Source organism: Syntrophus buswellii, assembly GCF_046097065.1.
Lineage (GTDB): Bacteria > Desulfobacterota > Syntrophia > Syntrophales > Syntrophaceae > Syntrophus > Syntrophus buswellii.
In genome coordinates this window covers 2,487,774-2,509,378 of sequence record NZ_CP175563.1, presented here as the reverse complement: position 1 = coordinate 2,509,378, position 21,605 = coordinate 2,487,774, and the positions used below count along the sequence as shown (strand labels likewise).

Annotated in this window: 20 protein-coding genes; 8 read left to right on the top strand and 12 right to left on the bottom strand. The window is 55.8% G+C overall.

The window, feature by feature from the left end; translation table 11 throughout:
- Nucleotides 1-482: 482 nt before the first annotated feature.
- The 6 genes from ACJ77P_RS11460 to ACJ77P_RS11435 form a co-directional block, all read right to left on the bottom strand.
- Nucleotides 483-2,309, bottom strand: a complete 1,827-nt coding sequence (locus tag ACJ77P_RS11460; protein WP_367359790.1) for an NADH-dependent [FeFe] hydrogenase, group A6 — start codon at nt 2,307-2,309, stop codon at nt 483-485.
- Nucleotides 2,310-2,400: 91 nt separating this feature from the next.
- The gene (nuoF, locus tag ACJ77P_RS11455; protein ID WP_367359789.1) at nt 2,401-5,460 is read right to left on the bottom strand and encodes an NADH-quinone oxidoreductase subunit NuoF; all 3,060 of its coding nucleotides are present in this window, start codon (nt 5,458-5,460) and stop codon (nt 2,401-2,403) included.
- A 59-nt stretch (nt 5,461-5,519) separates the two neighbouring features.
- Nucleotides 5,520-5,903, bottom strand: a complete 384-nt coding sequence (locus tag ACJ77P_RS11450) for a ferredoxin (RefSeq protein ID WP_367359788.1) — start codon at nt 5,901-5,903, stop codon at nt 5,520-5,522.
- Nucleotides 5,904-6,019: 116 nt separating this feature from the next.
- Nucleotides 6,020-6,514, bottom strand: coding sequence for an NAD(P)H-dependent oxidoreductase subunit E (locus ACJ77P_RS11445; RefSeq protein WP_367359787.1), 495 nt, complete (start codon nt 6,512-6,514; stop codon nt 6,020-6,022).
- A 25-nt stretch (nt 6,515-6,539) separates the two neighbouring features.
- Entirely contained in the window at nt 6,540-7,088 is a 549-nt protein-coding gene (locus tag ACJ77P_RS11440; RefSeq protein WP_367359786.1) for a sensor histidine kinase, read from the bottom strand.
- Between the two features lie 4 nt (nt 7,089-7,092).
- Nucleotides 7,093-7,830, bottom strand: a complete 738-nt coding sequence (locus tag ACJ77P_RS11435) for a PHP domain-containing protein (RefSeq protein WP_408998293.1) — start codon at nt 7,828-7,830, stop codon at nt 7,093-7,095.
- 502 nt (nt 7,831-8,332) lie between these two features.
- On the opposite strand from ACJ77P_RS11435, the gene ACJ77P_RS11430 reads away from it, so the two are divergent.
- From ACJ77P_RS11430 to ACJ77P_RS11395, 8 genes are all read left to right on the top strand, one after another.
- Nucleotides 8,333-8,698, top strand: coding sequence for a DRTGG domain-containing protein (locus tag ACJ77P_RS11430; protein WP_367359784.1), 366 nt, complete (start codon nt 8,333-8,335; stop codon nt 8,696-8,698).
- Between the two features lie 7 nt (nt 8,699-8,705).
- Nucleotides 8,706-9,164 (top strand): ATP-binding protein, encoded by a 459-nt coding sequence (locus ACJ77P_RS11425; protein WP_408998292.1) that lies wholly within the window; start codon nt 8,706-8,708, stop codon nt 9,162-9,164.
- A gap of 13 nt (nt 9,165-9,177) precedes the next feature.
- Nucleotides 9,178-10,542 carry a [Fe-Fe] hydrogenase large subunit C-terminal domain-containing protein gene (locus ACJ77P_RS11420; RefSeq protein ID WP_408998291.1) on the top strand — a complete coding sequence of 455 codons (1,365 nt, stop codon included), beginning with the start codon at nt 9,178-9,180 and terminating at the stop codon, nt 10,540-10,542.
- A 67-nt stretch (nt 10,543-10,609) separates the two neighbouring features.
- Nucleotides 10,610-10,942: a serine kinase gene (locus tag ACJ77P_RS11415; RefSeq protein WP_408998290.1), complete on the top strand. Its 333-nt coding sequence runs from the start codon at nt 10,610-10,612 to the stop codon at nt 10,940-10,942.
- A 347-nt stretch (nt 10,943-11,289) separates the two neighbouring features.
- Complete coding sequence (locus ACJ77P_RS11410) at nt 11,290-12,081, top strand: UDP-2,3-diacylglucosamine diphosphatase (protein ID WP_408998289.1); 792 nt, start codon at nt 11,290-11,292, stop codon at nt 12,079-12,081.
- A 202-nt stretch (nt 12,082-12,283) separates the two neighbouring features.
- Complete coding sequence (locus tag ACJ77P_RS11405) at nt 12,284-12,832, top strand: pyruvoyl-dependent arginine decarboxylase (RefSeq protein ID WP_408998288.1); 549 nt, start codon at nt 12,284-12,286, stop codon at nt 12,830-12,832.
- A 650-nt stretch (nt 12,833-13,482) separates the two neighbouring features.
- The gene (locus ACJ77P_RS11400) at nt 13,483-13,917 is read left to right on the top strand and encodes a universal stress protein (protein ID WP_367359779.1); all 435 of its coding nucleotides are present in this window, start codon (nt 13,483-13,485) and stop codon (nt 13,915-13,917) included.
- 64 nt (nt 13,918-13,981) lie between these two features.
- Entirely contained in the window at nt 13,982-14,416 is a 435-nt protein-coding gene (locus ACJ77P_RS11395; RefSeq protein WP_367359778.1) for a universal stress protein, read from the top strand.
- 51 nt (nt 14,417-14,467) lie between these two features.
- Here ACJ77P_RS11395 and glyS read toward each other — a convergent pair whose 3' ends face one another.
- From glyS to pyrR, 6 genes are all read right to left on the bottom strand, one after another.
- On the bottom strand, nt 14,468-16,540 hold the full coding sequence (gene glyS, locus ACJ77P_RS11390; RefSeq protein WP_408998287.1) for a glycine--tRNA ligase subunit beta: 2,073 nt from the start codon (nt 16,538-16,540) through the stop codon (nt 14,468-14,470).
- Nucleotides 16,541-16,621: 81 nt separating this feature from the next.
- On the bottom strand, nt 16,622-17,500 hold the full coding sequence (glyQ, locus tag ACJ77P_RS11385; RefSeq protein WP_367359776.1) for a glycine--tRNA ligase subunit alpha: 879 nt from the start codon (nt 17,498-17,500) through the stop codon (nt 16,622-16,624).
- 227 nt (nt 17,501-17,727) lie between these two features.
- The gene (gene recO, locus ACJ77P_RS11380) at nt 17,728-18,507 is read right to left on the bottom strand and encodes a DNA repair protein RecO (RefSeq protein ID WP_367359775.1); all 780 of its coding nucleotides are present in this window, start codon (nt 18,505-18,507) and stop codon (nt 17,728-17,730) included.
- Between the two features lie 47 nt (nt 18,508-18,554).
- Nucleotides 18,555-19,835, bottom strand: coding sequence for a dihydroorotase (locus ACJ77P_RS11375; RefSeq protein ID WP_408998286.1), 1,281 nt, complete (start codon nt 19,833-19,835; stop codon nt 18,555-18,557).
- Nucleotides 19,832-20,755 carry an aspartate carbamoyltransferase catalytic subunit gene (locus tag ACJ77P_RS11370; RefSeq protein WP_367359773.1) on the bottom strand — a complete coding sequence of 308 codons (924 nt, stop codon included), beginning with the start codon at nt 20,753-20,755 and terminating at the stop codon, nt 19,832-19,834. The genes ACJ77P_RS11375 and ACJ77P_RS11370 overlap by 4 nt, the downstream gene beginning before the upstream one ends.
- 55 nt (nt 20,756-20,810) lie before the next feature.
- Entirely contained in the window at nt 20,811-21,347 is a 537-nt protein-coding gene (gene pyrR / locus ACJ77P_RS11365; protein ID WP_367359772.1) for a bifunctional pyr operon transcriptional regulator/uracil phosphoribosyltransferase PyrR, read from the bottom strand.
- Between the last annotated feature and the right edge of the window lie 258 nt (nt 21,348-21,605).

Genomic DNA, 21,605 nt, shown 5'->3' with positions numbered 1-21,605 from the left:
GGAAATTAGAGATGTCAATCACTATGACAATGCTCCTCAAACTCAACTTCAGCTGCGGTAACCCATTTTGTGCGACATGTTGAAGAGTATGCGGAACTTGGCAAAAACGTCTCTTATACGGATGGGTTAAACCAAAAAAATGATCGGGAGGTAAAAAAGCACCATCAAACGGGAAGATCGATGATCTTTTGAACATGTTCAAAAAAAACCGGGATCAGCCTGGAAAATGACTCCATGGGGATTTGTCGAACTGTCAGCGGGGCTGTGATCACTGGTTTGCTCTCTTATTCAGTTCATGGACCGGAAATCTTAAACTGGGAAAAAGGATGAAAGGCGGGTACGGCGTGCGGAAATAACGTATCGACAGCAGAGGAAGAGATAAGGGGATAGAATAAACCATTCTTCCAGATTCCCAAAATTCCGGGTTTTGTCGTGCAATAACCAAAGGGGGTTTGACCGGACGGTCAAACCCCCTCCTGGAATCAGTGAACTCGCTGCTCCAAGTTTTCTGCGTGGTGTTCAGGCATCTCCGTCCCGCCCAACTTGACATCCTTGTGGGGAAGTTCGGTGCCCCGCTTTGTGTAGTGGGTGTGAAGAAGCCTGTGTGAAAGTTCTCCGTTTGGCTGCCCCAGGAAGGTCTCATAGGCCTTCCTGATTGAGGCGTTCTCGTGTGACTGCCGGTGCTCCTGGACCTCGGAGTCATCTTCGTAGAGCGCCTGGGAGCGCAGTGTACGGATTTCGTTTGTCGTCGGAATCGGCTCACCGCCGCCGGCGATGCAGCCACCGGGGCAGGTCATGAACTCGATGAAGGCCCAGTCCGCCTCGCCGGAACGGATCCTGTCGAGGATTTTTCTGGCATTAGCCATTCCATGGGCAACGGCCACTTTGACCTTTCCCAGTTCCCCCACCTCAAGAGCGGCTTCTTTAACGCCATCCAGGCCGCGGACGGGGGTCACGTCGAGACTCTGAAGGTTCTCACCCGTTACAACGGCGTAAACGGTCCTCAGCGCCGCTTCCATGACTCCTCCCGTGGCTCCGAAAATCGTTGCCGCACCGGTATACTCACCCATGGGGGCGTCGAAGGTTTCATCGGGCAGATTGACAAAGTCAATGCCCGCTTCCTTGATCATCCGGCCGAGTTCTCTTGTCGTGAGAACGTAATCCACGTCCCGGTAACCCGATGCGCACATCTCAGGCCGCTGGGCTTCAAACTTCTTTGCCGTACAGGGCATGATCGAGACGACGACCATGTCTTTCGGGTCGACTCCTGCTGTCCTGGCATAATAGGTCTTGGCCATGGCCCCGAACATCTGCTGGGGCGATTTGCAGGTGGAAATGTGATCAAGAAGATCCGGGTAGAAGTGTTCACAGAACTTGATCCAGCCTGGGCTGCAGGAGGTGATCATCGGGAGGGCACCGCCGGTCTTGACCCTGTGCAGAAGCTCCGTCCCCTCCTCCATAATGGTGAGATCTGCAGCGAAGTTCGTGTCGAACACCTTGTCGAATCCAAGACGCCTCAGGGCCGCGATCATTTTTCCAGTTACAAGGCTTCCGGGGGGCATTCCGAATTCCTCGCCCAGGGCCGCACGGATTGCCGGTGCCTCCTGAACGACGACATGCTTTGTCGGGTCCTCGAGAGCCTTCCAGACTTTATCCACATCATCTTTCTCATAAAGGGCTCCCACGGGGCAGACCATGATGCACTGCCCGCAGGCGATACAGTTGGTCTCCAGCAGGGGAAGATTGAAGGCCGGCGCTACCTTGACTTCGCTGCCGCGCCACGACGGGGTCAGGACGTTGACGGTCTGGACCTTATCGCAAACGGCGACGCATCGGTGGCACTGGATGCACTTGCGGCTGTCGCGCACAATGGATGGGCTCGACATGTCTATCATGCTTTCCCTCTGGTATTCCGGGTATGGGAAGCGCACTTCCCTCACTCCCGTAATTTCGGCCACCTTCTGAAGATCGCAATTTCCGTTGCGGACGCAGTGGTTGCATTCCGTGGGATGATTGGACAGAAGCAGTTCGACGACCATGCGGCGCGCCGTTCTCACGCGCTCCGTGTTCGTCCGCACGACCATGTTGTTCGCTACCGGGTAAACACAAGAAGCCACAAGGCTTCTCATCCCGTCGACTTCCGTGACGCAGACGCGGCAAGCGCCCGGAAAATGATCCAGCTCCTGGTAGGCGCAAAGGGTAGGAATCCTGATCCCCAGCTTCTTTGCCGCCTGCAGGATGGTTGTTCCAGGTTCAACTTGCACACTTTGGTTGTCTATCGTAACGTTTAACATTTCATTGGAATCCATACAATTTTATTCTCCTATCAAGGGACGCTCCCTGCAGGCAGGCCCTTTGGCTCATTCCTGCAGGGAGTGCTGAAACATTAAAATTTCAGGATCAGAGCTCCACATCACAGCGCAGGCACCGGGTCGCCTCTTTCATGGCGATCTCCCGGGCATATCCGAGTTCGACCTCCAGGAAATTCGACTTCCGGAGAGATGATTCCATCTCAGGCATCGCTGCCATGGGGCATTCCACCGTTTCTTCATCCATGACGAAGGGGATGGAGATTTCTTCTTCCGGCGGGGGCGTCCAGGCCGGTTCGCCATTCTTCTTCCGGATGGAGGCATCGATATCGTCGGCGGCCTGGTGTCCTGCCGCGATTGCCTTGATGACCGTGCTGGGGCCTGTGACAGCGTCCCCGCCGGCGAAAAACTTCGGGTTTGTCGTTCCGGAGCGGAACCCGTTGCCTGCTACATCGAAACAGGACCATTTGTTGACGGAAACGTTGCTTCCCTCGGGAACAAAGGTCAGATCAGGCGTCTGGCCGATTGCGGCGATGACGGTGTTCACGGCAAGGGTGAAATTGGACCCCTCGATCACGACAGGGCGCTTGCGTCCACTGGAGTCGAAATCCCCAAGGGTCATCCTCTGGCACTCGATCGCCGTGGTCTGTCCGTCTGATCCGATCACCCGCACAGGCGCGACGAGGTACTCAATTTTGATTCCTTCGTGTTCGGCCGCTTCGATTTCCTCCTTGGCGGCGGGCATATCCTCCCGAAGGCGACGATAGAGGATGGTGACGTCAGCCCCGAGCCTCAGTGCCGTGCGCGCCGCGTCGATGGCGGAATTGCCGCCGCCGATGACGGCGACCCGGTCGCCCAGCGATTTCTGGCTGCTTGTCCAGGCCGCTTCGTTCATGTTGAAATCGCGCAGGAACTCAACACCGCCCCAGACGCCCTTGAGGTCCTCGCCCTCGATGCCCATTCTCTGGCTCTTGTGGGCGCCCGGTGCAAGGTAAACGACATCAAAGTCTCTGTTCACGTCATCCCAGGAGATGTCGCGTCCGACTCGAACGCCGCACTGAATAGCTACTCCAAGTTTCCGGATGTCATCGATTTCCCTGTTCAGAATTTCCCGGGGCAGCCGGTAGGAGGGGATACCCCAGCTGAGCATGCCGCCCGGAGTGGGAAGCTCTTCAAATACCTTGACGCTGTAACCGCGCAGCGCAAGGTCCCTGGCGCAGGTCAGGCCGGCAGGGCCTGCCCCGATCACGGCGATCTTTTCCTTCCGTGTCACGCTGACAGGCTTGATGTCAGGCCGAGGTGCCTGATCCGTAATGTATCGCTTCAGGTACTTGATGGAAACGGGTTCATCCAGGGTCCCCCGGCGGCATTTGGTCATGCACTGGTGGTCGCAGACGCGGCCGCAGGCTGAGGGGAAGGGGTTTGTTTTCAGCAGCACCTTGTAGGCATCCTCCACCCGGTCGGCGCGAACGAGCGCAATGTAGGAAGGAATGTCCATCTCGATCGGACAGGTATGCTGGCAGGGTGACTTGAAAAGAGCTGTACAGACAGCGGCGCGGCATTTTTTGTCGCGGATGTGCTCCTCATACTCATCCCGGAAATACCTGAGGGTGGAAAGCAGGGGATTGGGGGCCGTCTGGCCCAGACCGCACAGGGCGGCATCCTTGACCGTGTAGGCCATTTCCTCGAGAAGTTCGATGTCCCCTTCCTTCCCTTTTCCATTGCAGATGTTGGTGAGAATTTCGAGCATCCTCTTTGTGCCTTCGCGGCAGGGAGTGCACTTCCCGCAGGATTCTTCCTTGCAGAAATCCATGAAGAAACGCGCCATGTCGACGGCGCACTTGTCTTCGTTCATGACGATAAGTCCGCCGGATCCCATGATGGCGCCCAGTTCGGCCACCTTCTCATAATCGACGGACGCGTTGAGGTGCTGGATGGGAATGCAGCCGCCGGAAGGACCGCCGAGCTGTGCGGCCTTGAATTTCTTGCCGCCGGGGATCCCGTTGCCGATGTCATAGATGATGGTTCCCAAGGTTGTGCCCATGGGAACTTCCACGAGACCCACATTGTTGACGTCGCCGGTGAGCGCAAAAACCTTCGTCCCCTTGGACTTTTCCGTACCCACGTTGGCGTACCATTCGCCGCCCCGCAGAACGATCTGGCCGATATTAGCCAGCGTTTCCACGTTGTTGAGCACGCTGGGTTTTCCCCAAAGGCCGGCCTCGGCGGGGAAGGGCGGTCTCGGACGCGGCATGCCGCGCTTGCCCTCGATGGAGGTCATCAGGGCTGTTTCCTCGCCGCAGACGAAAGCGCCGGCGCCCTGGTAGATCTCGATGTCGAAATCAAAGCCGGTATCCAGGATGTTGTTGCCCAGAAGGCCCATTTCGCGGGCCTGCGCAAGGGCCACGTTAAGGCGCTGGATGGCAAGGGGATATTCGGCGCGGCAGTATATGTAACCCTTGTTCGATCCGATCGCCTTGGCGGCGATCACCATGCCCTCAAGAACGGCGTGGGGGTCCGCCTCCAGAACGCTGCGGTCCATGAACGCCCCGGGATCTCCCTCATCGGCGTTGCAGAGAACATACTTTGTGTCCCCTGTGAAGCGCTGGGCGAACTGCCACTTGAGCCCCGTCGGGAATCCTCCGCCGCCGCGGCCGCGCAGACCGGATGTGAGGACTTCCTGTACGATCTGTTCGGGCGTCAGTTCCGTGAGGGCCTTGGCCATGCCGGCATAACCGTCCCGGGCGATATACTCCTCGATGTTTTCCGGGTCGATGAGGCCGCGGTTACGCAGAACGCGGAGATCCTGGAGGGCAAAGAAAGGAATGTCCTGCATGGAGGGAATTCCCTCTTCCTTGCCCGGTTCCTTGAAGAAGAGTCTTTCCACGGGGCGTCCCTTGATAAAATGCTCTTCGACGAGTTCAGGGACATCCTCCGTCTTGATTTGCATATAGATGATACCCTCGGGGTAGACGACCATGATGGGCCCCATGGCGCAGAATCCGTTGCAGCCTGTTTCCACGACCTTGATTTCTTCCGACAGGTTGCGCTTATTGAGCTCGTCGATAAGGGCTTTCTTGACGGCAATACTGCCCGATGCGTGGCACCCGGTACCACCGCAGACAAGTGCGTGCGAGCGAAAAACTTTCATTAAATCTTATCCTCCTCTGTAAATGGAATCCACAATTGGGGACAACCGTCCCCGTCCCCCTACCGGACGATCTCGGCGCCTTTTGCGAGGACAAAGGGTGTCTGAATTTCACCTTCCATGACGTGGCGTTTGAAAACCTGCCGCATCTTGTTTTCATTCATCTTTTCGTATTTGATGGGTTCCTTGCCTGCCAGTTCCACGGTGACCAGGGGCTCCCGGCTGCACAACCCCATGCAGCCCGATGTGGTGACGATAACGTCCGACACGCCGGTTTCTTCCATCTCGCGCATCAGGGCGTCAAGGACTTCACGGGCGCCTGACGCGATGCCGCAGGTACCCATGTGAACGGTGACTTTGGCCCGGTGCCCGCCCTCTCTCAAAGCTGTCTGGGACTGAACTTTCTCTTTGATCTTCTTCAGATCTTCAATCTTCAACTTCGCCATTTTGTTTACCTCTTTCTCATAGCTCCCGGATTGAAGGTGTCAGGGAAAGGGGTGGAACGTTCCGTGCGTTCCTTCGTGCCCGATATCCACTGCCTTGAATCCATCAGGCCCGGTTGTTATTCGTACTCATCCAGAACCGTTTTCATCTTCTGCGCTTTGATCCGTCCGTGAACATTTTCATCCACCACGATGACCGGAGCAAGACCGCAGGCACCGAGGCAACGGACCGTCTCATAGGTAAAACGCCTGTCTTCCGTCGTTTCCCCTTCCGCAAGATTGAACTCTCTCTCCATGTTTTCCGCTAGGGCCTTCCCGCCGCGGCAGTAGCAGGCCGTTCCCAGGCAGACCCGCACCGTGTGACGGCCCCGCGGAGTCATCGTAAAGAAGGAATAGAATGTTACAACGCCGTAAACCTGGGACAACGGCACGTTTAGTCCCTCTGAAATTCTTTTCTGGACCGGGAGCGGGAGATACTCCAGGACCACCTGGGCCTCTTCCAGGCAGGGAATCAGCCCCCCTGGCTTTCCTTTGAAGCGGGCGATGATCTCGTCCAGCTTTACCACCTGTTCTTCTGTAAACTCTTGAAGTAATTCGCTGTTGCCGTTCTCCATGAAACCTCTCCTCTCTCAGGGGAAATTACACCGCTGCACCAATGTCCCGCAGCCCCTCCGCAATCTGCTCACGGAGGAAAGCTGTAACTTCAGGATGATTCAGCGGAACATCCTCTAATGCTTCTTTTATGTTTCTGGTGTCGAGCAGGTAGATCCTGCCCTGCACTTCGTGCCTGTAAATAAAGTCGATGCCGGGATTGCCCACGATGATCGCCATCAGGACCGAAACAATGTCGCCCATGGGTTGACGGTCGATGTGCCGATGCCCGAACTCTGCTGAAATTGCTGTTCCCACCCCGGGCCTCGATTTCAAAATCATTTTGCCCCCCGACCGTTCCGCCGCGTCGGACAGAAGAGGGAGCCCCATCCCTATCCTTCTCACCTTCTTTGTCGAATAGAATGGATCCATCGCCTTTCTCTGCTCTTCCGGCGACATGCCATGTCCGTTATCGGTGATCCGCAGCAGAAAAAGATCCCTGGCCTCGTCTTCCCGGACCTGGATGCGGACCAGGCCGGCCCCCGCGCGGATTGAATTTTCGACGATGTCCAGAATATGAAGTGCCAGTTCCAGCAAGATCCTACTCCGCGATGTAGCGGCCTCCCGTCTTCTTGAAGGCCATTTTCAATTCCGATGTCGTTGGTTCTTTCATGAACGCCCTGGTGATTCCCCTCCCGATGTCGCCGATCACATGGGAATCCGAAGATTCTATGAAGGCAAACCGTGCGAGCTCTGGATAAAGGAGACGCGCCTTGGCAATTCCTGTGCGGCTTGATATTTCAAGGGCGTCGAGCGGGATGTCTTTGGGGATGAATCCGAGCTGCCCCAGGATGCTGAAGCTTTCCCTGTCGATGTGGGCGGCTATGGCGACCCCGTTCCGGTTGTGGATTTCGTCCACAACCCGCTGAAGAGAAAGCTCTGTCGATCCGATCAGGAGCCGGTCGCTCAGCCCTTCCACTTCGTCATGTTCGTTGACGATGGCCTGGCATCCGAAGTATTTCTCGTCGTTTTGTCCGGGCAGGTGGCGGTAGACAAGTTCCTGCAGTGAAAGCAGATTTTCCATCTTATCAAAGAGCCCGAGAACGTGAACCTCTTCGCTGCTCGTGATTTCCATGCCTGCAAAGACGGTCAGCCCCGTTGTTTCCGCAGCCTTCATGACATAGAGAACGTTTTCCGATGCGTTGTGGTCGCAAATGGCAATGATATCGAGGCGTTTTGCAAGGGACATGGCTACGATGGCCCGGGGATACATATCAAGATCAGCGCACGGTGAAAGGCACGTATGAACGTGAAAATCGCAGCGGAACTCCCGGATCATCGGCGGAAGTCCCCGTGAGCTTTCCCTGTTATCCCCGGGGCAGGGCGCACTGAGAACGAACAAAAAAGGCGGTCCACACCTTGGTGGGCTTTTTTACTATCAATTCCCGGTTTAGTCAATTGTTTAGTCATCATTTTATGATTAATAATTGAAAAGGAATCAACAAATCAATCACTAATTAACGGAAGCCTGAAGTGCTTGCTTATTCTACTGTTTTCTCTACAGGCATTCTGCTGTCCATCCGGTCCCGCAGTTCGATGGGCACGGAAACTTCCCCACCCGTTTTCCGCCGCGGGCTTTGCTGAAAAAAAAAGCGTTCAGGACAGTAGAACCCTGCGTTGTGCGGACAATGATTGACAAGAGATTCATAATGCTCTATAGCCGTTACATTGAAAATAAGGGTAATGTATGGTGCATGATCTCTGCTCGGGGGGAAGTGCGGCACAGCCTTCACCCCGGGTTCGGATTGGTTGCCAAAACAAGCTTCTGCGGGATATCGTACATGAGAATAAGGGATATACAGGAAATTATTGAAGCGCAGTTGCTTTGCGGAGATGACTGCCTTGACCATGAGGTAAAGGACTGTTTCGCCTGCGACCTCATCAGCGAAATGCTCCTTCATCTCAAACCCGGCTCGCTCCTCGTCACATCGCTGCTCAATGCCCATGTCGTTCACACGGCCCATGTCATGGACGCCAGTGGCGTGGTCTTTGCCGGCGGGAAGAAGCCCAATGAGACGATCATCGTCAATGCCCAGCAGAATGGGATTCCTATCCTCTCGACATCTCTTCTGATTTATGAATGCTGCGGCCGACTTTTTATAAAGGGTGTTCACCAGGAAGATCTGAACCTGGTCAGCGGGGATTGACGGACCTATGGCGGCCAGCGATGCTTCCACTCCCCAGATTACCCTGGAATTTCCCATAGAAGAAAAGGATTTCTTCATGGCCGGAGAGTCTGCATCGCGCGTAAAAAAAATATTGCAGCAGCTGGGCTTAGGCCAGGATATCATCAGGCGGGTAGCCATCATTATCTACGAAGCGGCCATGAATGTCGCGATCCACGGAAGCCATGGGCAGCTTGAAGTCCATGTTGACCCGGTGGCCATCTACGTTAAGACGGCGGATGAAGGGGCCGGAATTCCCGATATTGAGCTGGCCATGTCGGAGGGATTTTCCACAGCCTCTGACGAAATACGGGAGATGGGCTTCGGCGCCGGGATGGGGCTTCCCAATATCAAAAAGAACTCAGATGACCTGTCCGTTGAATCGAAGATCAATGAAGGGACCCTTCTGAGAGCCACCGTTTATTTGAATTCTGTGCCCAGTCCTTAGGGGTGGAGGTGCTATGATGCAGTATTTTCATTCCGTGAAGCTCAACGTCAAAAAATGTATCGGATGCACCATCTGTATCAAGCACTGCCCAACGGAAGCGATCCGGGTGCATGACGGGAAAGCCGCCATTATGGATGAGAGGTGCATCGACTGTGGAGAATGCATCAAGTCATGCCCCCACCATGCCAAGTATGCCCACAGCGACACGCTCAAAAAGCTTTCCGAGTATAAGTACAACATCGCATTGCCGGATCCGTCATTTTTCGGGCAGTTTAAAGAGGGCGAGAACATTGAAGACATTCTTCAGGCCTTTCTGCACATCGGTTTCGATGAGGTATTTGAAGTTTCCCTTGCCGCTGAAATCGTCGCTTACATCGTCAGCCAGAAACTCCGGAGCTCAAAGATAAAGAAACCCATCTTTTCCACCTCCTGTCCCGCCGTTCTCCGCCTGATGCAGATCAAGTTTCCCGGCCTTCTGGAGCAGACAACCCAGGTCCTCTCTCCGATGGAGATTGCTGCACGCATTGCCAAGGATGAGGCGGTAAAGAAGACCGGGATCGCCTATGACGAGATCGGCGCCATCTTTATTTCACCGTGCCCCGCAAAGGTGACGGAGGCGAGGCAGCCCATCACAACGAAGCATTCCGCTGTCAACGGTGTAATCGGTGCCCACCTCATCTACCGGGACATCATTAAAAATCTCCACAAAGGGCCGGTCGATCAGGAAGCACAGGCACAACAGCGCAGTCTCCATAAGGCGACCAAAAAAGGCATGTCCTGGGGATACCTGACCGGAGAACCGCAGAGCATCGAAGTCGGAACCACGCTGGCGGTAAGCGGGGTTCAGAATGTCATGAGTCTTCTTGAAGAAATAGAGCGCGGTGAACTGCAGGATGTCGATTTCATCGAGATGAAGGTTTGCGATGCAGGATGTGTGGGCGGCCCCCTGAACATCCAGAACAGCTTTGTCGGGAGAGTCCACCTGAGGGGCCTGATCGCCCGTGCGGGCGGACAGCCATCCTACTACAGCGAGGAAGAGCTTCGTGACATGTACGGGAAAGGACACTTCGAATCCACGGAGCCGATCCTGCCCCGTCCCATTATGACCCTGGACGAGGACGTGGCCATGGCGCTCGTGAAGATGGAGCGCCTTGATCAAATTACAAAAGAGCTTCCCGGACTCGACTGCGGTGCCTGCGGCTGTCCGAGCTGCCGGGCGCTGGCTGAGGACATCATCCGGGGAACAGCCTTTGAAACGGATTGCGTAATCAAATTGAGAGATCGCATCAAGATCCTGGCCCAGGAAATTCTCTACCTGGCCCGTATCGTTCCGCCCTCCATGGCGGCGGATCATCCGGAAAAGAAGGAAGGCGCATAAAAGCAACCCCGGCCTGCTTGATGATTTCGCCGGCGGCATCGAAAAACCTATGGGAGAGATAAGAAAAATGACCCTTGCCGAGTTGATCGGGAACATTCGTTGTGAAGCAATAACAGGTGACATCAACATGGACCGGGAGATTCGAACCGGTTACACATCGGATCTCCTGTCCGATGCCATTGCAAACATTGAAGAAGACTCCGTCTGGATCACCATGCAGAGGCATATCAACATCCTCGGGGTCGCCAAACTGAAGGATGTGGTCGCCATTGTGATTCCCCGAAGCCTTCAGGTGGAGCAGAGCGTCATCGACAAGGCCCGCGAGGAGGGCATTGCAATCCTTCGGGGTCCGCAGACGGCCTTCGAGATTTCGGCGCTCATTTACAATGCCTTGAGATAAATTCGTTTTGCCCGGCGGAAGCACCGCATGTAAGCTGCCGGCCTGAATTCTCCGTTTCCGCAGCGGGGGAGGACCGGTGCGGCGTTTCAACGGTGTTTTCCTTCGCTGTAGCCGAACGGCCAGGTGCGCTCATGCGGCAGGGCTCCCCTGACTGTCCTGCAGCAGGGGAGCCCGCAGACAGCAAACCCGACTCTTCCCGAAACTTCGCCATCAGCCCCCATCTGCTTCCAGAGACTAAAAAAAATCACCTTTTTCCAGGTGATCCTTTATGCTAATGAAAAGCCCCTCCGGCACCCCAGAGGCTCAACAATCGAAAACGCACCAGGCGGAAGGAACCTTCGGCATTCATGAAAGCCCTCTTTATTGCTGATGCGCATCTGAAAAGCAGCCATGATGATCATTATCGGAAACTGATGGTGTTTCTGGATAATCTGGTTTCCACCGTCCATAGTGAGCATCCCCTGGAGACCTCATCGGGGAGCCATCCGCTGATCCCCGTGGACGATCTCTATATCGGTGGGGATTTTTTTGATTTCTGGTTTTGCCGGGGCGGGAGGGTTTACCCTGAATTCGTACCCGTCATAAAGGCGTTGACGGCAATCCGCGATCGGGGAATTCGCGTCCATTTCGCAGAAGGAAACCACGACTTTTTCCTGGCCGATTATTTTACAAGACTGCTGGGCATGGAAGTCTTTCCCGAATGGGGCACATTGATGCTGGATGACTGCAGGGTCCTTTTTTCACATGGCGACACGGTGGATCGGGAGAACCTGAAATACCTGCGCCTCCGGAAACTGTTGCGGAGTTCCCCGGCCTACCGGCTCCAGCGCCTCCTGCCGCTGCCCCTGCTCTGGAAGATAGCCGGCGCCAGTTCAGCGGCAAGCAAACAGTCCGTCCGATTCTCCGAAGAAAGGCTCACGGAGATTCTGCACGGCTATGCCGAGCGTAAAATCCGGCAGGGCTTTGACGCCGTGATTCTTGGACATTGCCACCAGCCCCTGATGAAGGAGTATTCCATCGGGAGCCGCAGAGGATATTCCATCACCCTGGGGGACTGGATCCGTCATTTTTCCTACCTGTATTACAAGGACGGAATTTTTGAACTCCGCTTCTTCGGTGATGAAGCCGGGAAGGGATGAGCTATTGCAACTGTTTGAAAATATAAACTAATAATTTATTTCCACGAAAATAACATAATGCTGGACATATCGTTAATGATGTGTTAGTCCGCCCACGGATTTGGTTAGGAACCCGGGGAACGGCTGCGGGGGCATGTTGACCCATCGCAGAATGTGCCCCTGGCGGGGCTCAGGAAAACAGTACGGTAAGGAGTGGATCAACGTGAACAGCCTTGTGCCGAAAAAAATATTTTTTACCAAAGGTGTCGGGACGCACCGGGAAGAGCTGCACTCCTTCGAATTGGCCCTGCGGGATGCCGGCATTGAAAAGTGCAATCTCGTTCAGGTGTCAAGCATCCTGCCTCCCGGCTGCAAGGTTGTTTCCCGGGGGATGGGGTTAAGGGAGCTGAAGCCGGGGGCGATCACCTACTGTGTCATGAGCCGCTGCAACAGTGACGAGCCCAGACGCCTGCTGGCCGCTTCCGTGGGCTGCGCCATTCCCGCCGACCGCAATACCTATGGTTATATCAGTGAATATCATGCCTTCGGCCAGACGGAACGCCAGGCAGGCGATCACGCGGAGGATCTTGCCGCGGCCATGCTGGCCTCCACCCTCGGGATTGACTTCAACATCGATGAAAGCTGGGATGACAAAAAAGAAATCTTTAAGATCAGCGGAAAGATCGTCGGCACGAGAAACATCACCCAGTCCAGCATCGTCAAGAACGGGGGGCACACCACCGTCGTCGCCGTTGCCGTTTTTCTCTTTTAGCCCGTTGGTTCTCCGGGTATTGGGCGGAAAGCACCCCCTCCTCGGCCGCAATGGTTCCATCGCTGCCCATTTCGGATAAAAATCCGTCTGTTTGCAAGCCGGCTGCAGAATCACCGAAAGCGGAATGAACATTTCCGGAAGCCCTGTTTTTGATTCCATGACACGGAACGGTCAAGATGGAAGGCCAAGACAGACAGGTCAAGGCGCTCCTTTGCCACGACGCCGACCCGCCCAAGATCCTCCCCCGGCAATATCGCCTTGAATTTCACGAAGAAGAAGCGTATAAAATGATATAGTATTTCAGTCCTTTATGCCTGTGAAGCCCCTTCCGGACATTTTGGCGGAGATCAAAAAGCGCGTTGATTTCCTCTTCGCCCGGCGGCCTTGGCCATTGATCCTGTTCCCTCTTTTCCGGAAGATTCTGCCATGCTCTCGGGACGGAGCATCAGGGACTGAAGAGATCCCTTTATTGAGGGAGCGGAAAAGCAGGTTGCCGTTTTTCGTTGTGACCATTTTAAAATACCCGGGTCTGGAACAAGAGAAGCTTTGGGTGATTTTTTGAAGGCCGGGCGGAAGCGTTGAGGACGGCGGCAGGATATCGGGCAGAAACGATGAACGCGATAACGTCACACAAAAAAGGAGGGAAGGCCATGTTTGATCGCATTCTGTACCCCACTGATTTTTCCGATGTGTCGATGAAAGCCGTAAATTATGTCAAACAGTTGAAGGACGCGGGCACAAGAGAGGTTACGGTTCTGCATGTAATCGATGAAAGGACTCTGCTGGCGCCGGATGTTCTGAGCGGCATCGATTTTATTGCCTTGCAGGATGAGCTGAGACGGATTGCCGACGAGGAGTGCAATAAAATTGTGGAGCAGTTACGGGAAGGGGGGCTCTCCGCCAAGTTCATTGTAAAAAATGGAGTTCCTTTTCTGGAAATTCTCAGAACAGCGCAGGAGGAAAAGGCTTCCCTCATCGTGATCGGATCTCACGGAAAAAGCAACCTGGAGGAAATGCTGCTGGGCTCCGTTTCTGAAAAGGTGATCCGTAAAGCTGTCCAGCCGGTTCTGGTGATCAAGCGTTAAGGAGGAGGCGCAGAGGGCGTCTGAAGAAAGGTTGTCATTGCCATCAAAAAAGGAGGAGAAGATCATGTTTGAGCGCATATTGTACCCCACCGATTTTTCTGATGTATCCATGAAAGCCGTTCGTTACGTCAAGCAGCTCAAGGACGCAGGCGCAAAAGAGGCCATCGTCCTTCATGTGATTGACGAAAGGTCCCTCGTTCTGACGTCACACGAAATTGCCATTGACTTTGCAGCCATTGAGAACGAACTGAGGAAGGCCGCCGATGAGAGGGGCAACAAGATTCTGGAAGAATTGAGGGAAAGAGGGCTGGAGGCCAGGTTGAAGATCGTAAAGGGGAATCCCTTTAAGACAATTCTCAAAACAGCGCAGGAAGAGGACGTTTCCCTGATCGTGATCGGGTCTCACGGCAGAAGCAACGTAGAGGAAATGCTGCTGGGGTCGGTCTCCGAAGCGGTGATCCGCAAGGCCGTCCGCCCGGTCCTGGTGGTGAAGAGGTAGGATGCACCGGGGCGCGTTGAAGGAAAACCGTTCGACGCGCCCCGATTTTTTTCAGGATGCCGTCACGATTTTCGAGAAGTCGGCAATGCGGCGGAAGAGGGAAAAAAGAGCCTCCAGAAGCGACAGCCGATTGAAGCGGATGGCTTCCTCCTCCACCATGACCATCACTGATCCGAAGAACCGGTCGATCGGCTCGCGCAGGGCGGCGAGTTCCAGAAGTGCGGCAGGATAATCCTCCTTCTGCAAAGCCTGGAGAACTTTATCGCGGGTTTCAATAAAGGTCGAATGCAGCAGGATCTCCTCTTCCAGGTTGAACAGTGACGGTTCGATGCGGCCCTTTCCGAATTCCTTCAGGATGTTTCCGGCCCGCTTGAAGGCGATTGCCAGCGGTTCGTAAGCGGGATGCGTTTTGAAGGTTTCCATGGCTTCAATCTTCTGGATGACCTGAACGAGGTCGGAGAATCCCGCGGCAAGAACGGCGCTGACGACGTCCTGGGGGTGACCCTGGGAAATCAGCATATTTTCGAGCCGCCCCCGGAAGAACTCCAGGACATCCTTCGCCGTTTCTTCCGCCGGGCGCGTCATCTTTCCATCCAGGATGGCCAGGCTTGTACTCACCAGGTCCTCCAGCATAAGGGGATACCGCTTTTCAAGGATGATGTTGATGATGCCCAGCGCCTGGCGGCGCAGGGCATAGGGATCCGCCGTGCCGGTGGGAACCAGGCGGACGCCGAAGAACCCGGCAATGGTGTCCATTTTGTCCGCTATGCTGACGATGGCGCCTTCATGGGTTTCAGGAAGATTTCCTCCGGCGGTGAGCGGGAGGTAATGCTCATAGATCGCCTTGGCCACGGCGGGATCTTCACCGGCCAGCAGGGCGTACTCTCGTCCCATGATCCCCTGAAGTTCTGAAAATTCGCCAACCATCTGGGTGTCCAGGTCGGCCTTGGCCAGCAGGGATGCGCGATCCACCCGGTCTTTCAGGGAGGGGCCGATGCGCTCGGCGATATAGGCCGCAAGTTTTCGAAAACGCTGAACCTTTTCGTAGGATGTACCCAGCAGTGTGTGGAAGACGACCTGCTGGAGCCCCTCGACGCGGTCCTCAAGGGGCGTTTTCTGATCTTCCTCAAAGAAGAACTGGGCATCGGACAACCTCGCCCGGATGACTTTTTCATTCCCCCGCTTTACAACGGCGGGGTCCCGGGCCAGGGTATTGTTGACCGTGATGAAATAGGGCAGCAGCTGACCCGCCGAATCGACGACGGGGAAATATTTCTGATGGGACATCATGGAGGTGGTCAGGACCTCCCCGGGAAGGTCCAGGTATTTCCGGTCAAAGCTGCCGCAGACAACGGTGGGGTACTCCACGAGGTACGTCACCGTTTCCAGCAGATCGCCGTTTTCCAGGATGCGGCCGGATACGGCGGCTGCGGCTTTGCGCGCCTCCTCGAGAATGATCCGCTTGCGCTCCCCGGGATCGACCATTACAAAATGGTCCCGTGTCCCTTCGAGATATTCGGACAGGTTGGAGACGGGGAATGCCTCGGGCTTCATGAACCGGTGTCCCCGGGACAGGTTTCCGCTCTCAATGGTTTCAATCCGGAAGGGGACCACGGCGCCGCCGTACAGGGCAAGAATCCAGTGGATCGGGCGGGCGAAACGGAAGTCCAGGTCTCCCCACCGCATGGACTTTTTGAAGGAAAGAGACGCCACCAGCCTGGATAGGATTTCCGGAAGCAGGGAAGCGCTGTCCTGGCCGGAAATGTGTTTGCGGATGCAGAGGTATTCCCCCTTGTCGGTCGACAGGGTGCCGACTTCCGAGATGTCGACGCCCTGCCCCTTTGCAAAGCCCAGGGCCGCCTTGGTGGGATTTCCCTCGGAATCAAAGGAGACCCTTTTTGCGGGGCCGAGCTTTTCAATCAGCTGATCCTCCTGCCTCTCGGCCACATCGGCCACGGCCAGACAGAGCCGTCGGGGGGTTCCGAAGGTCCGGATCGTTCCGTATGAAATCCGTTCATCGGTCAGCGCTTTGCGGATCAGTGAACTCATGTCGTTCAGCGCCTTGGGAATAAAGGCGGCAGGAATTTCCTCCGTCCCTATCTCCAGCAGCAGTTCGTTGCTCATCTGACTCTCCCATCTTTTCATCGTTATGGATTGCTTTTCAAAAAGCGTCGTGTTGGATTTGTTCGAAACCAGACCCCGGCTCTAGGCTTCTGCTCTGTTCAGCAGGGGAAATCCCATGCGCTCCCGCTGACGGATGTATCCTTCGGCGGAAAGCCTGGCCAGGTTTCGGACTCTTCCGATGTAGCTGGTCCGTTCGGCCACACTGATCGCTCCGCGGGCGTTGAGGAGGTTGAAGGTGTGCGAGCATTTGAGGCAGTAGTCGTAAGCGGGAAGAACCAGGTCCTTCTCCGCCGTCCGGATGGCTTCCGCTTCATAGGCATCGAAGAGTTTTCTCAGCATGTCCACGTCGGCAATTTCGAAGTTGTAGGTGGAGAATTCCACTTCGCCCTGGTGATGAACATCTCCATATTTGATGTTCTCACTCCATTGTAGATCATAGACATTGTCGATCCCCTGGATATACATGGCGATGCGTTCAATGCCGTAGGTCAGCTCAGCGCAGACGGGCTTCACATCGATGCCGCCCACCTGCTGGAAATAGGTGAACTGAGAGATCTCCATGCCGTCCAGCCAGACTTCCCAGCCCAGGCCCCAGGCCCCAACGGTGGGTGATTCCCAATCGTCTTCCACAAAGCGGATGTCATGATCCAGCGGATCGATGCCGAAGCTACGGAGAGAGTCCAGGTAGAGATCCTGGATGTTCAGGGGCGAGGGCTTCATGATGACCTGATACTGGTAGTAGTGCTGCAGGCGGTTCGGGTTTTCGCCGTAACGGCCGTCCGTCGGCCGGCGGGACGGCTCCACGTAGGCCACATTCCAGGGTTCCGGACCCAGGGCCCGCAGGAAGGTGGCGGGATTGAAGGTCCCTGCACCCACTTCGATATCGTAGGGCTGCTGAATCACGCAGCCCTGATTCGCCCAATAGTGTTCAAGGGCAAAGATCAGTTCCTGAAAAGTCACCTTGTGCCTCCTGTGCTTTATTGCATATTCCCATTATTTTTAAGAAGTTCCGGCGGCTACCTAACATGATGAGGTCTTCGTGTCAACACGAAAAAGCCGCGCTACCCGATTCCGCCGCCGGGAACGTTCTCCTTCGGCGACCGGATCGGACCCCTGGCCTGCCTCTCCGGGCGCCGGCGTGCTGCCGCGCTTTGCCTCCGGCGGTCACGTGTGATCCGGGACCGGGTTTACACGCCCATTGACTGGATTTCGTCAAGAACCTTGAGGGACTTCAGCTCCTTTCCGAGGATATGGCCGATAAAGAGGGAGAGGAGCGACTTGCTTTCCCGGGCGGTCTGCCCCGAGAACAGGATCCGCTTCATCTTTCCCGCTTCGATTTCCTTCCCGAGAAGGAGGGTCTTGATGGTGCCGAGGGAAACCGGCAGGATGTTGGAATCCGGCGATTTGGAAAAGCAGGACCGGCAATGCAGGCCGCCCTGGGCGATGCTGAACACGTACTGCTGCCGCGAATCCAGGGGCGAGTTGCACAGGATGCAGCGGTCAAGCGCCGGTGCGAAACCGGAAAGCTTCAGGTGACGGATCTCGAAGAAGCGCAGAAGTCGTTCCGAGGTGTCCCCCTCTTCAATAAGCGACAGAAAGGTCTGCAGATGCAGGAAGAGTTCCGGATCCGTTTTCTCCTCTGAAGAGAAATGATCGACGAGATCGATGAGATACGAGGCAAGAAGGGTTCGGTCCAGGGATTTGCGGATTTGAGGATATTCATTGAGCCGGTGGCAGCTTTCCAGCCAGGCCAGCTGATCCCGCTGCTTCCGGGCGAAAAGGAGGGAGGAACAGCAGAAGGGCTCAAGAACATTGACAAACCGTTTACGGCTGTTTCTCGCCCCCTTGGCGATGGCGGTCAGCTTTCCGAAATCCCGGGTGTAGAAGGTCACAATCAGATCCGAGTCGCCGTAGTTCAGCGCCTTCAGAACGATTCCCTCGGTTTTGTGAGTGGCTCGAGCATTCATGTCTGAACATTCAAAGAGGACGCTGCCGGCTTCGGGCGGGCCGCCTCCTAATCTTCCGAATAAACGACTCTCCCTTTCACCAGGGTCATGAGCACTTTCCCCTTTAGCGTCCAGCCGAAGAAGGGGGAATTTTTCCCTTTTGAACGCCAGCTGAGGGGGTCGACGATCCAGCTCCTGTCGGGATCGAAGACCGTAATGTCCGCGTCGGCTCCCGGAAGGAGCGCTCCCCCCGGGATGTTCAGGATCTTGGCCGGATTGGTGCTCATCTTCCGGACCAGTTCCGAAAGGGTCAAAAGCCCGTCATCGACGAGCCTGAGGCTCAGGGCAAGCGCCGTTTCAAGGCCGGAGATGCCGCTGGCGGCATATTCAAATTCCACCTCCTTGTCGGTGGCGGCATGGGGCGCATGGTCCGTGGCGATCACATCGAGGGTGCCGTCCCGCAGTCCTTCCCGGATGGCCTTCCGATCCAGGGGGCTCCTCAGGGGGGGATTGACCTTGAAGGAGGGGTCAAAATCCCGAAGGGCTTCGTCCGTCAGGGTGAAATAGTGGGGCGCTGTTTCCGCCGTGACCGGGATTCCCCGTGCTTTGGCGTTGCGGATCATCCGTACGGATCCGGCGGAGCTCACATGGGAGATGTGCAGGGCCGCCCCGGTATATTCGGCGAGAAGAAGGTCGCGGGCGATCATCACCTCTTCGGCCAGAGTGGGGATGCCGGGAAGCCCCAGCTCCGTGGAGATCCGCCCCTCGTTCATGAGGCCGCCGGCAGACAGCGAAAGATCTTCGCAGTGGGGGATAATCACCAGGCCCAGCGAAGAGGCATATTCCAGGGCCCGTCTCATGAGGCCGCTGTCCACGACGGGCTTTCCGTCGTCGGAAAAGGCGACCGCGCCGGCCTCTTTCAAATCGCCGAATTCTGCAAGGGTCCTTCCCTCGGACCTGAGGGAGATGGCGGCTACGGGATAGACATGGACAAGGTTGCACTCCCCGGCCCGCTTCACGATGTATTCCGTCACGGCCCGGCTGTCGTTGACGGGGTCGGTGTTCGGCATGCAGGCGATTGAAGTAAATCCCCCGGCCGCAGCCGCTTCGCTGCCTGAGCGGATGGTTTCCTTGTATTCATACCCGGGTTCCCGCAGATGGGTGTGCATGTCCACAAGGCCGGGCAGAACGACTTTGCCCTCAAGGTGCACAACGCGTGTTTCTCCGGTGGTGTCGTCCATGGAATCCGCGATGGCGGCAATCTTTCCTTCCTCGATGAGGATATCTTTTACACCATCGAGATTCCGGGAGGGGTCGACGACTCTGCCTCCTTTCAGCAGTATGCTCATTCTATGGCTCCTGTCAGAAGATAAAGAAGGGCCATCCGGACGGCGACCCCGTTGGTGACCTGTTCCAGAATGACGGAGTTCGCCCCGTCGGCTATTTCGGGAGAGATCTCCACGCCGCGATTGACGGGACCAGGGTGCATGACCAGGACATCCGGTCTGGCCCGTTGGATGTTGTCCCCGTTCAGGCAGTAAAACGCGGAATATTCCCGAAGGGAGGGAAAGACGCTCCGCTGTTCCCGCTCCGTCTGAATCCGGAGCATCATGACCACATCCGCGTCTTGAAGGGCCTCCTCCAGGCGAAAGGATACCTTGACCCCCAGTTCCCGGATGTCCCTCGGCATCATGGTGGCGGGGCCTGCCACAGTCAGATGGGCCCCCATTTTGTTCAATCCGTAGATGTTGGAACGGGCGACGCGGCTGTGGGCGATGTCGCCGACGATGGTCACGTTCAACCCGGAGAGGGTGCCCTTGCGGCTCCGTATCGTCATCATGTCGAGCAGCGCCTGGGTGGGGTGCTCATGGGCACCGTCGCCGGCATTGATGATGGACTGTCTGACCAGCCGGGCCAGCATGTGAGGCGCTCCGGCGCAGCTGTGGCGGATCACGATCACGTCCGGATTCATGGCTTCGAGGTTCCTTGCTGTATCCGCCAGGGTTTCCCCCTTGACCAGACTGCTCGTGGAGGCCGAGATATTGATGGTGTCGGCGCTCAGGCGCTTGCCGGCGATTTCAAAGGAGGTGCGGGTCCGGGTACTGGCCTCGACAAAAAAATTGATGATCGTTTTACCGCGGAGAGTCGGCACCTTTTTGATGTCACGCGTGGATACCTCGAGAAAAGACTCCGCCGTGTCGAGAATCAGGGATATTTCCTCCCCGGATAGGTCCTTGATCCCCAGAAGATCCTTACGTTCCCACTTCATGGTACAACTCCTGATTTCCATAGACGAACGGGTTAATTTTCTGCCGGCATTTCCTCTAGTTGCTGTCCTCGACGACCACTTCATCACGACCGTTCTTCTCAATCAGGTTGACGCTGATTTCCTCCCAGAGGAAAGAGGGAAGATTCGCCCCGACGAAATCAGCCCTTATGGGAAGTTCACGATGCCCGCGGTCGATCAGGACGGCAAGCTGGATCGATTGAGGGCGTCCAAAATCGATGAGGGCATCCATGGCGGCCCGGATGGTCCTTCCCGTGAAGAGAACGTCGTCAACGAGGATGGCCTTCTTCTTATCCAGGCTGAAGGGAATCTCCGTCTTCATGATCCTGGGCTTCCTGTGAGCTGAAAGCAGATCGTCACGGTACATCGTGATATCCAGGATGCACGAAGGGACTTTAACCCCTTCAATGTCGAAGATTTTTTTCTGAAGACGTTCTGCGAGAAAAACGCCTCCCGTCCGAATGCCCACCAGAACCAGATCGGTTACGCCCTTATTCTTTTCGAGGATCTCATAGGCGATGCGAGTCAGCGATCGGTCGATCTCCGCTGCATCCATGACCAGTTTCTTTTGCATTTTCCCGGATTCCTTTCCTGGATTTCTGCTGCCGCATCATAGAAAAAAGCCGAAGACCGGGATTTCCCGCAGTGTTTCTGTAACGACTATCGTTCGGCAAAAAAAAACCTTCCCGTAAATTGAGAAGGCTGGTCTCTCTGTATGAAAGCCGATTGTTACCAGGGTCATTCCTTGCCTCATGCTCACTGTTCCTATTGGAGATGCTTCTAGTAGAATATTCCTGTTCTGTCAAGCCGCAATGTGATTTCGGAGAGTTAA

Coding starts and splice junctions, on each gene's coding strand:
- ACJ77P_RS11460 (WP_367359790.1), bottom strand. CDS start 2,309: ATGGATTCCAATGAAATGTTAAACGTTACGATAGACAACCAAAGTGTG.
- nuoF (WP_367359789.1), bottom strand. CDS start 5,460: ATGAAAGTTTTTCGCTCGCACGCACTTGTCTGCGGTGGTACCGGGTGC.
- ACJ77P_RS11450 (WP_367359788.1), bottom strand. CDS start 5,903: ATGGCGAAGTTGAAGATTGAAGATCTGAAGAAGATCAAAGAGAAAGTT.
- ACJ77P_RS11445 (WP_367359787.1), bottom strand. CDS start 6,514: ATGGAGAACGGCAACAGCGAATTACTTCAAGAGTTTACAGAAGAACAG.
- ACJ77P_RS11435 (WP_408998293.1), bottom strand. CDS start 7,830: ATGATCCGGGAGTTCCGCTGCGATTTTCACGTTCATACGTGCCTTTCA.
- ACJ77P_RS11430 (WP_367359784.1), top strand. CDS start 8,333: ATGAGAATAAGGGATATACAGGAAATTATTGAAGCGCAGTTGCTTTGC.
- ACJ77P_RS11425 (WP_408998292.1), top strand. CDS start 8,706: ATGGCGGCCAGCGATGCTTCCACTCCCCAGATTACCCTGGAATTTCCC.
- ACJ77P_RS11420 (WP_408998291.1), top strand. CDS start 9,178: ATGATGCAGTATTTTCATTCCGTGAAGCTCAACGTCAAAAAATGTATC.
- ACJ77P_RS11415 (WP_408998290.1), top strand. CDS start 10,610: ATGACCCTTGCCGAGTTGATCGGGAACATTCGTTGTGAAGCAATAACA.
- ACJ77P_RS11410 (WP_408998289.1), top strand. CDS start 11,290: ATGAAAGCCCTCTTTATTGCTGATGCGCATCTGAAAAGCAGCCATGAT.
- ACJ77P_RS11400 (WP_367359779.1), top strand. CDS start 13,483: ATGTTTGATCGCATTCTGTACCCCACTGATTTTTCCGATGTGTCGATG.
- ACJ77P_RS11395 (WP_367359778.1), top strand. CDS start 13,982: ATGTTTGAGCGCATATTGTACCCCACCGATTTTTCTGATGTATCCATG.
- glyS (WP_408998287.1), bottom strand. CDS start 16,540: ATGAGCAACGAACTGCTGCTGGAGATAGGGACGGAGGAAATTCCTGCC.
- recO (WP_367359775.1), bottom strand. CDS start 18,507: ATGAATGCTCGAGCCACTCACAAAACCGAGGGAATCGTTCTGAAGGCG.
- ACJ77P_RS11375 (WP_408998286.1), bottom strand. CDS start 19,835: ATGAGCATACTGCTGAAAGGAGGCAGAGTCGTCGACCCCTCCCGGAAT.
- ACJ77P_RS11370 (WP_367359773.1), bottom strand. CDS start 20,755: ATGAAGTGGGAACGTAAGGATCTTCTGGGGATCAAGGACCTATCCGGG.
- pyrR (WP_367359772.1), bottom strand. CDS start 21,347: ATGCAAAAGAAACTGGTCATGGATGCAGCGGAGATCGACCGATCGCTG.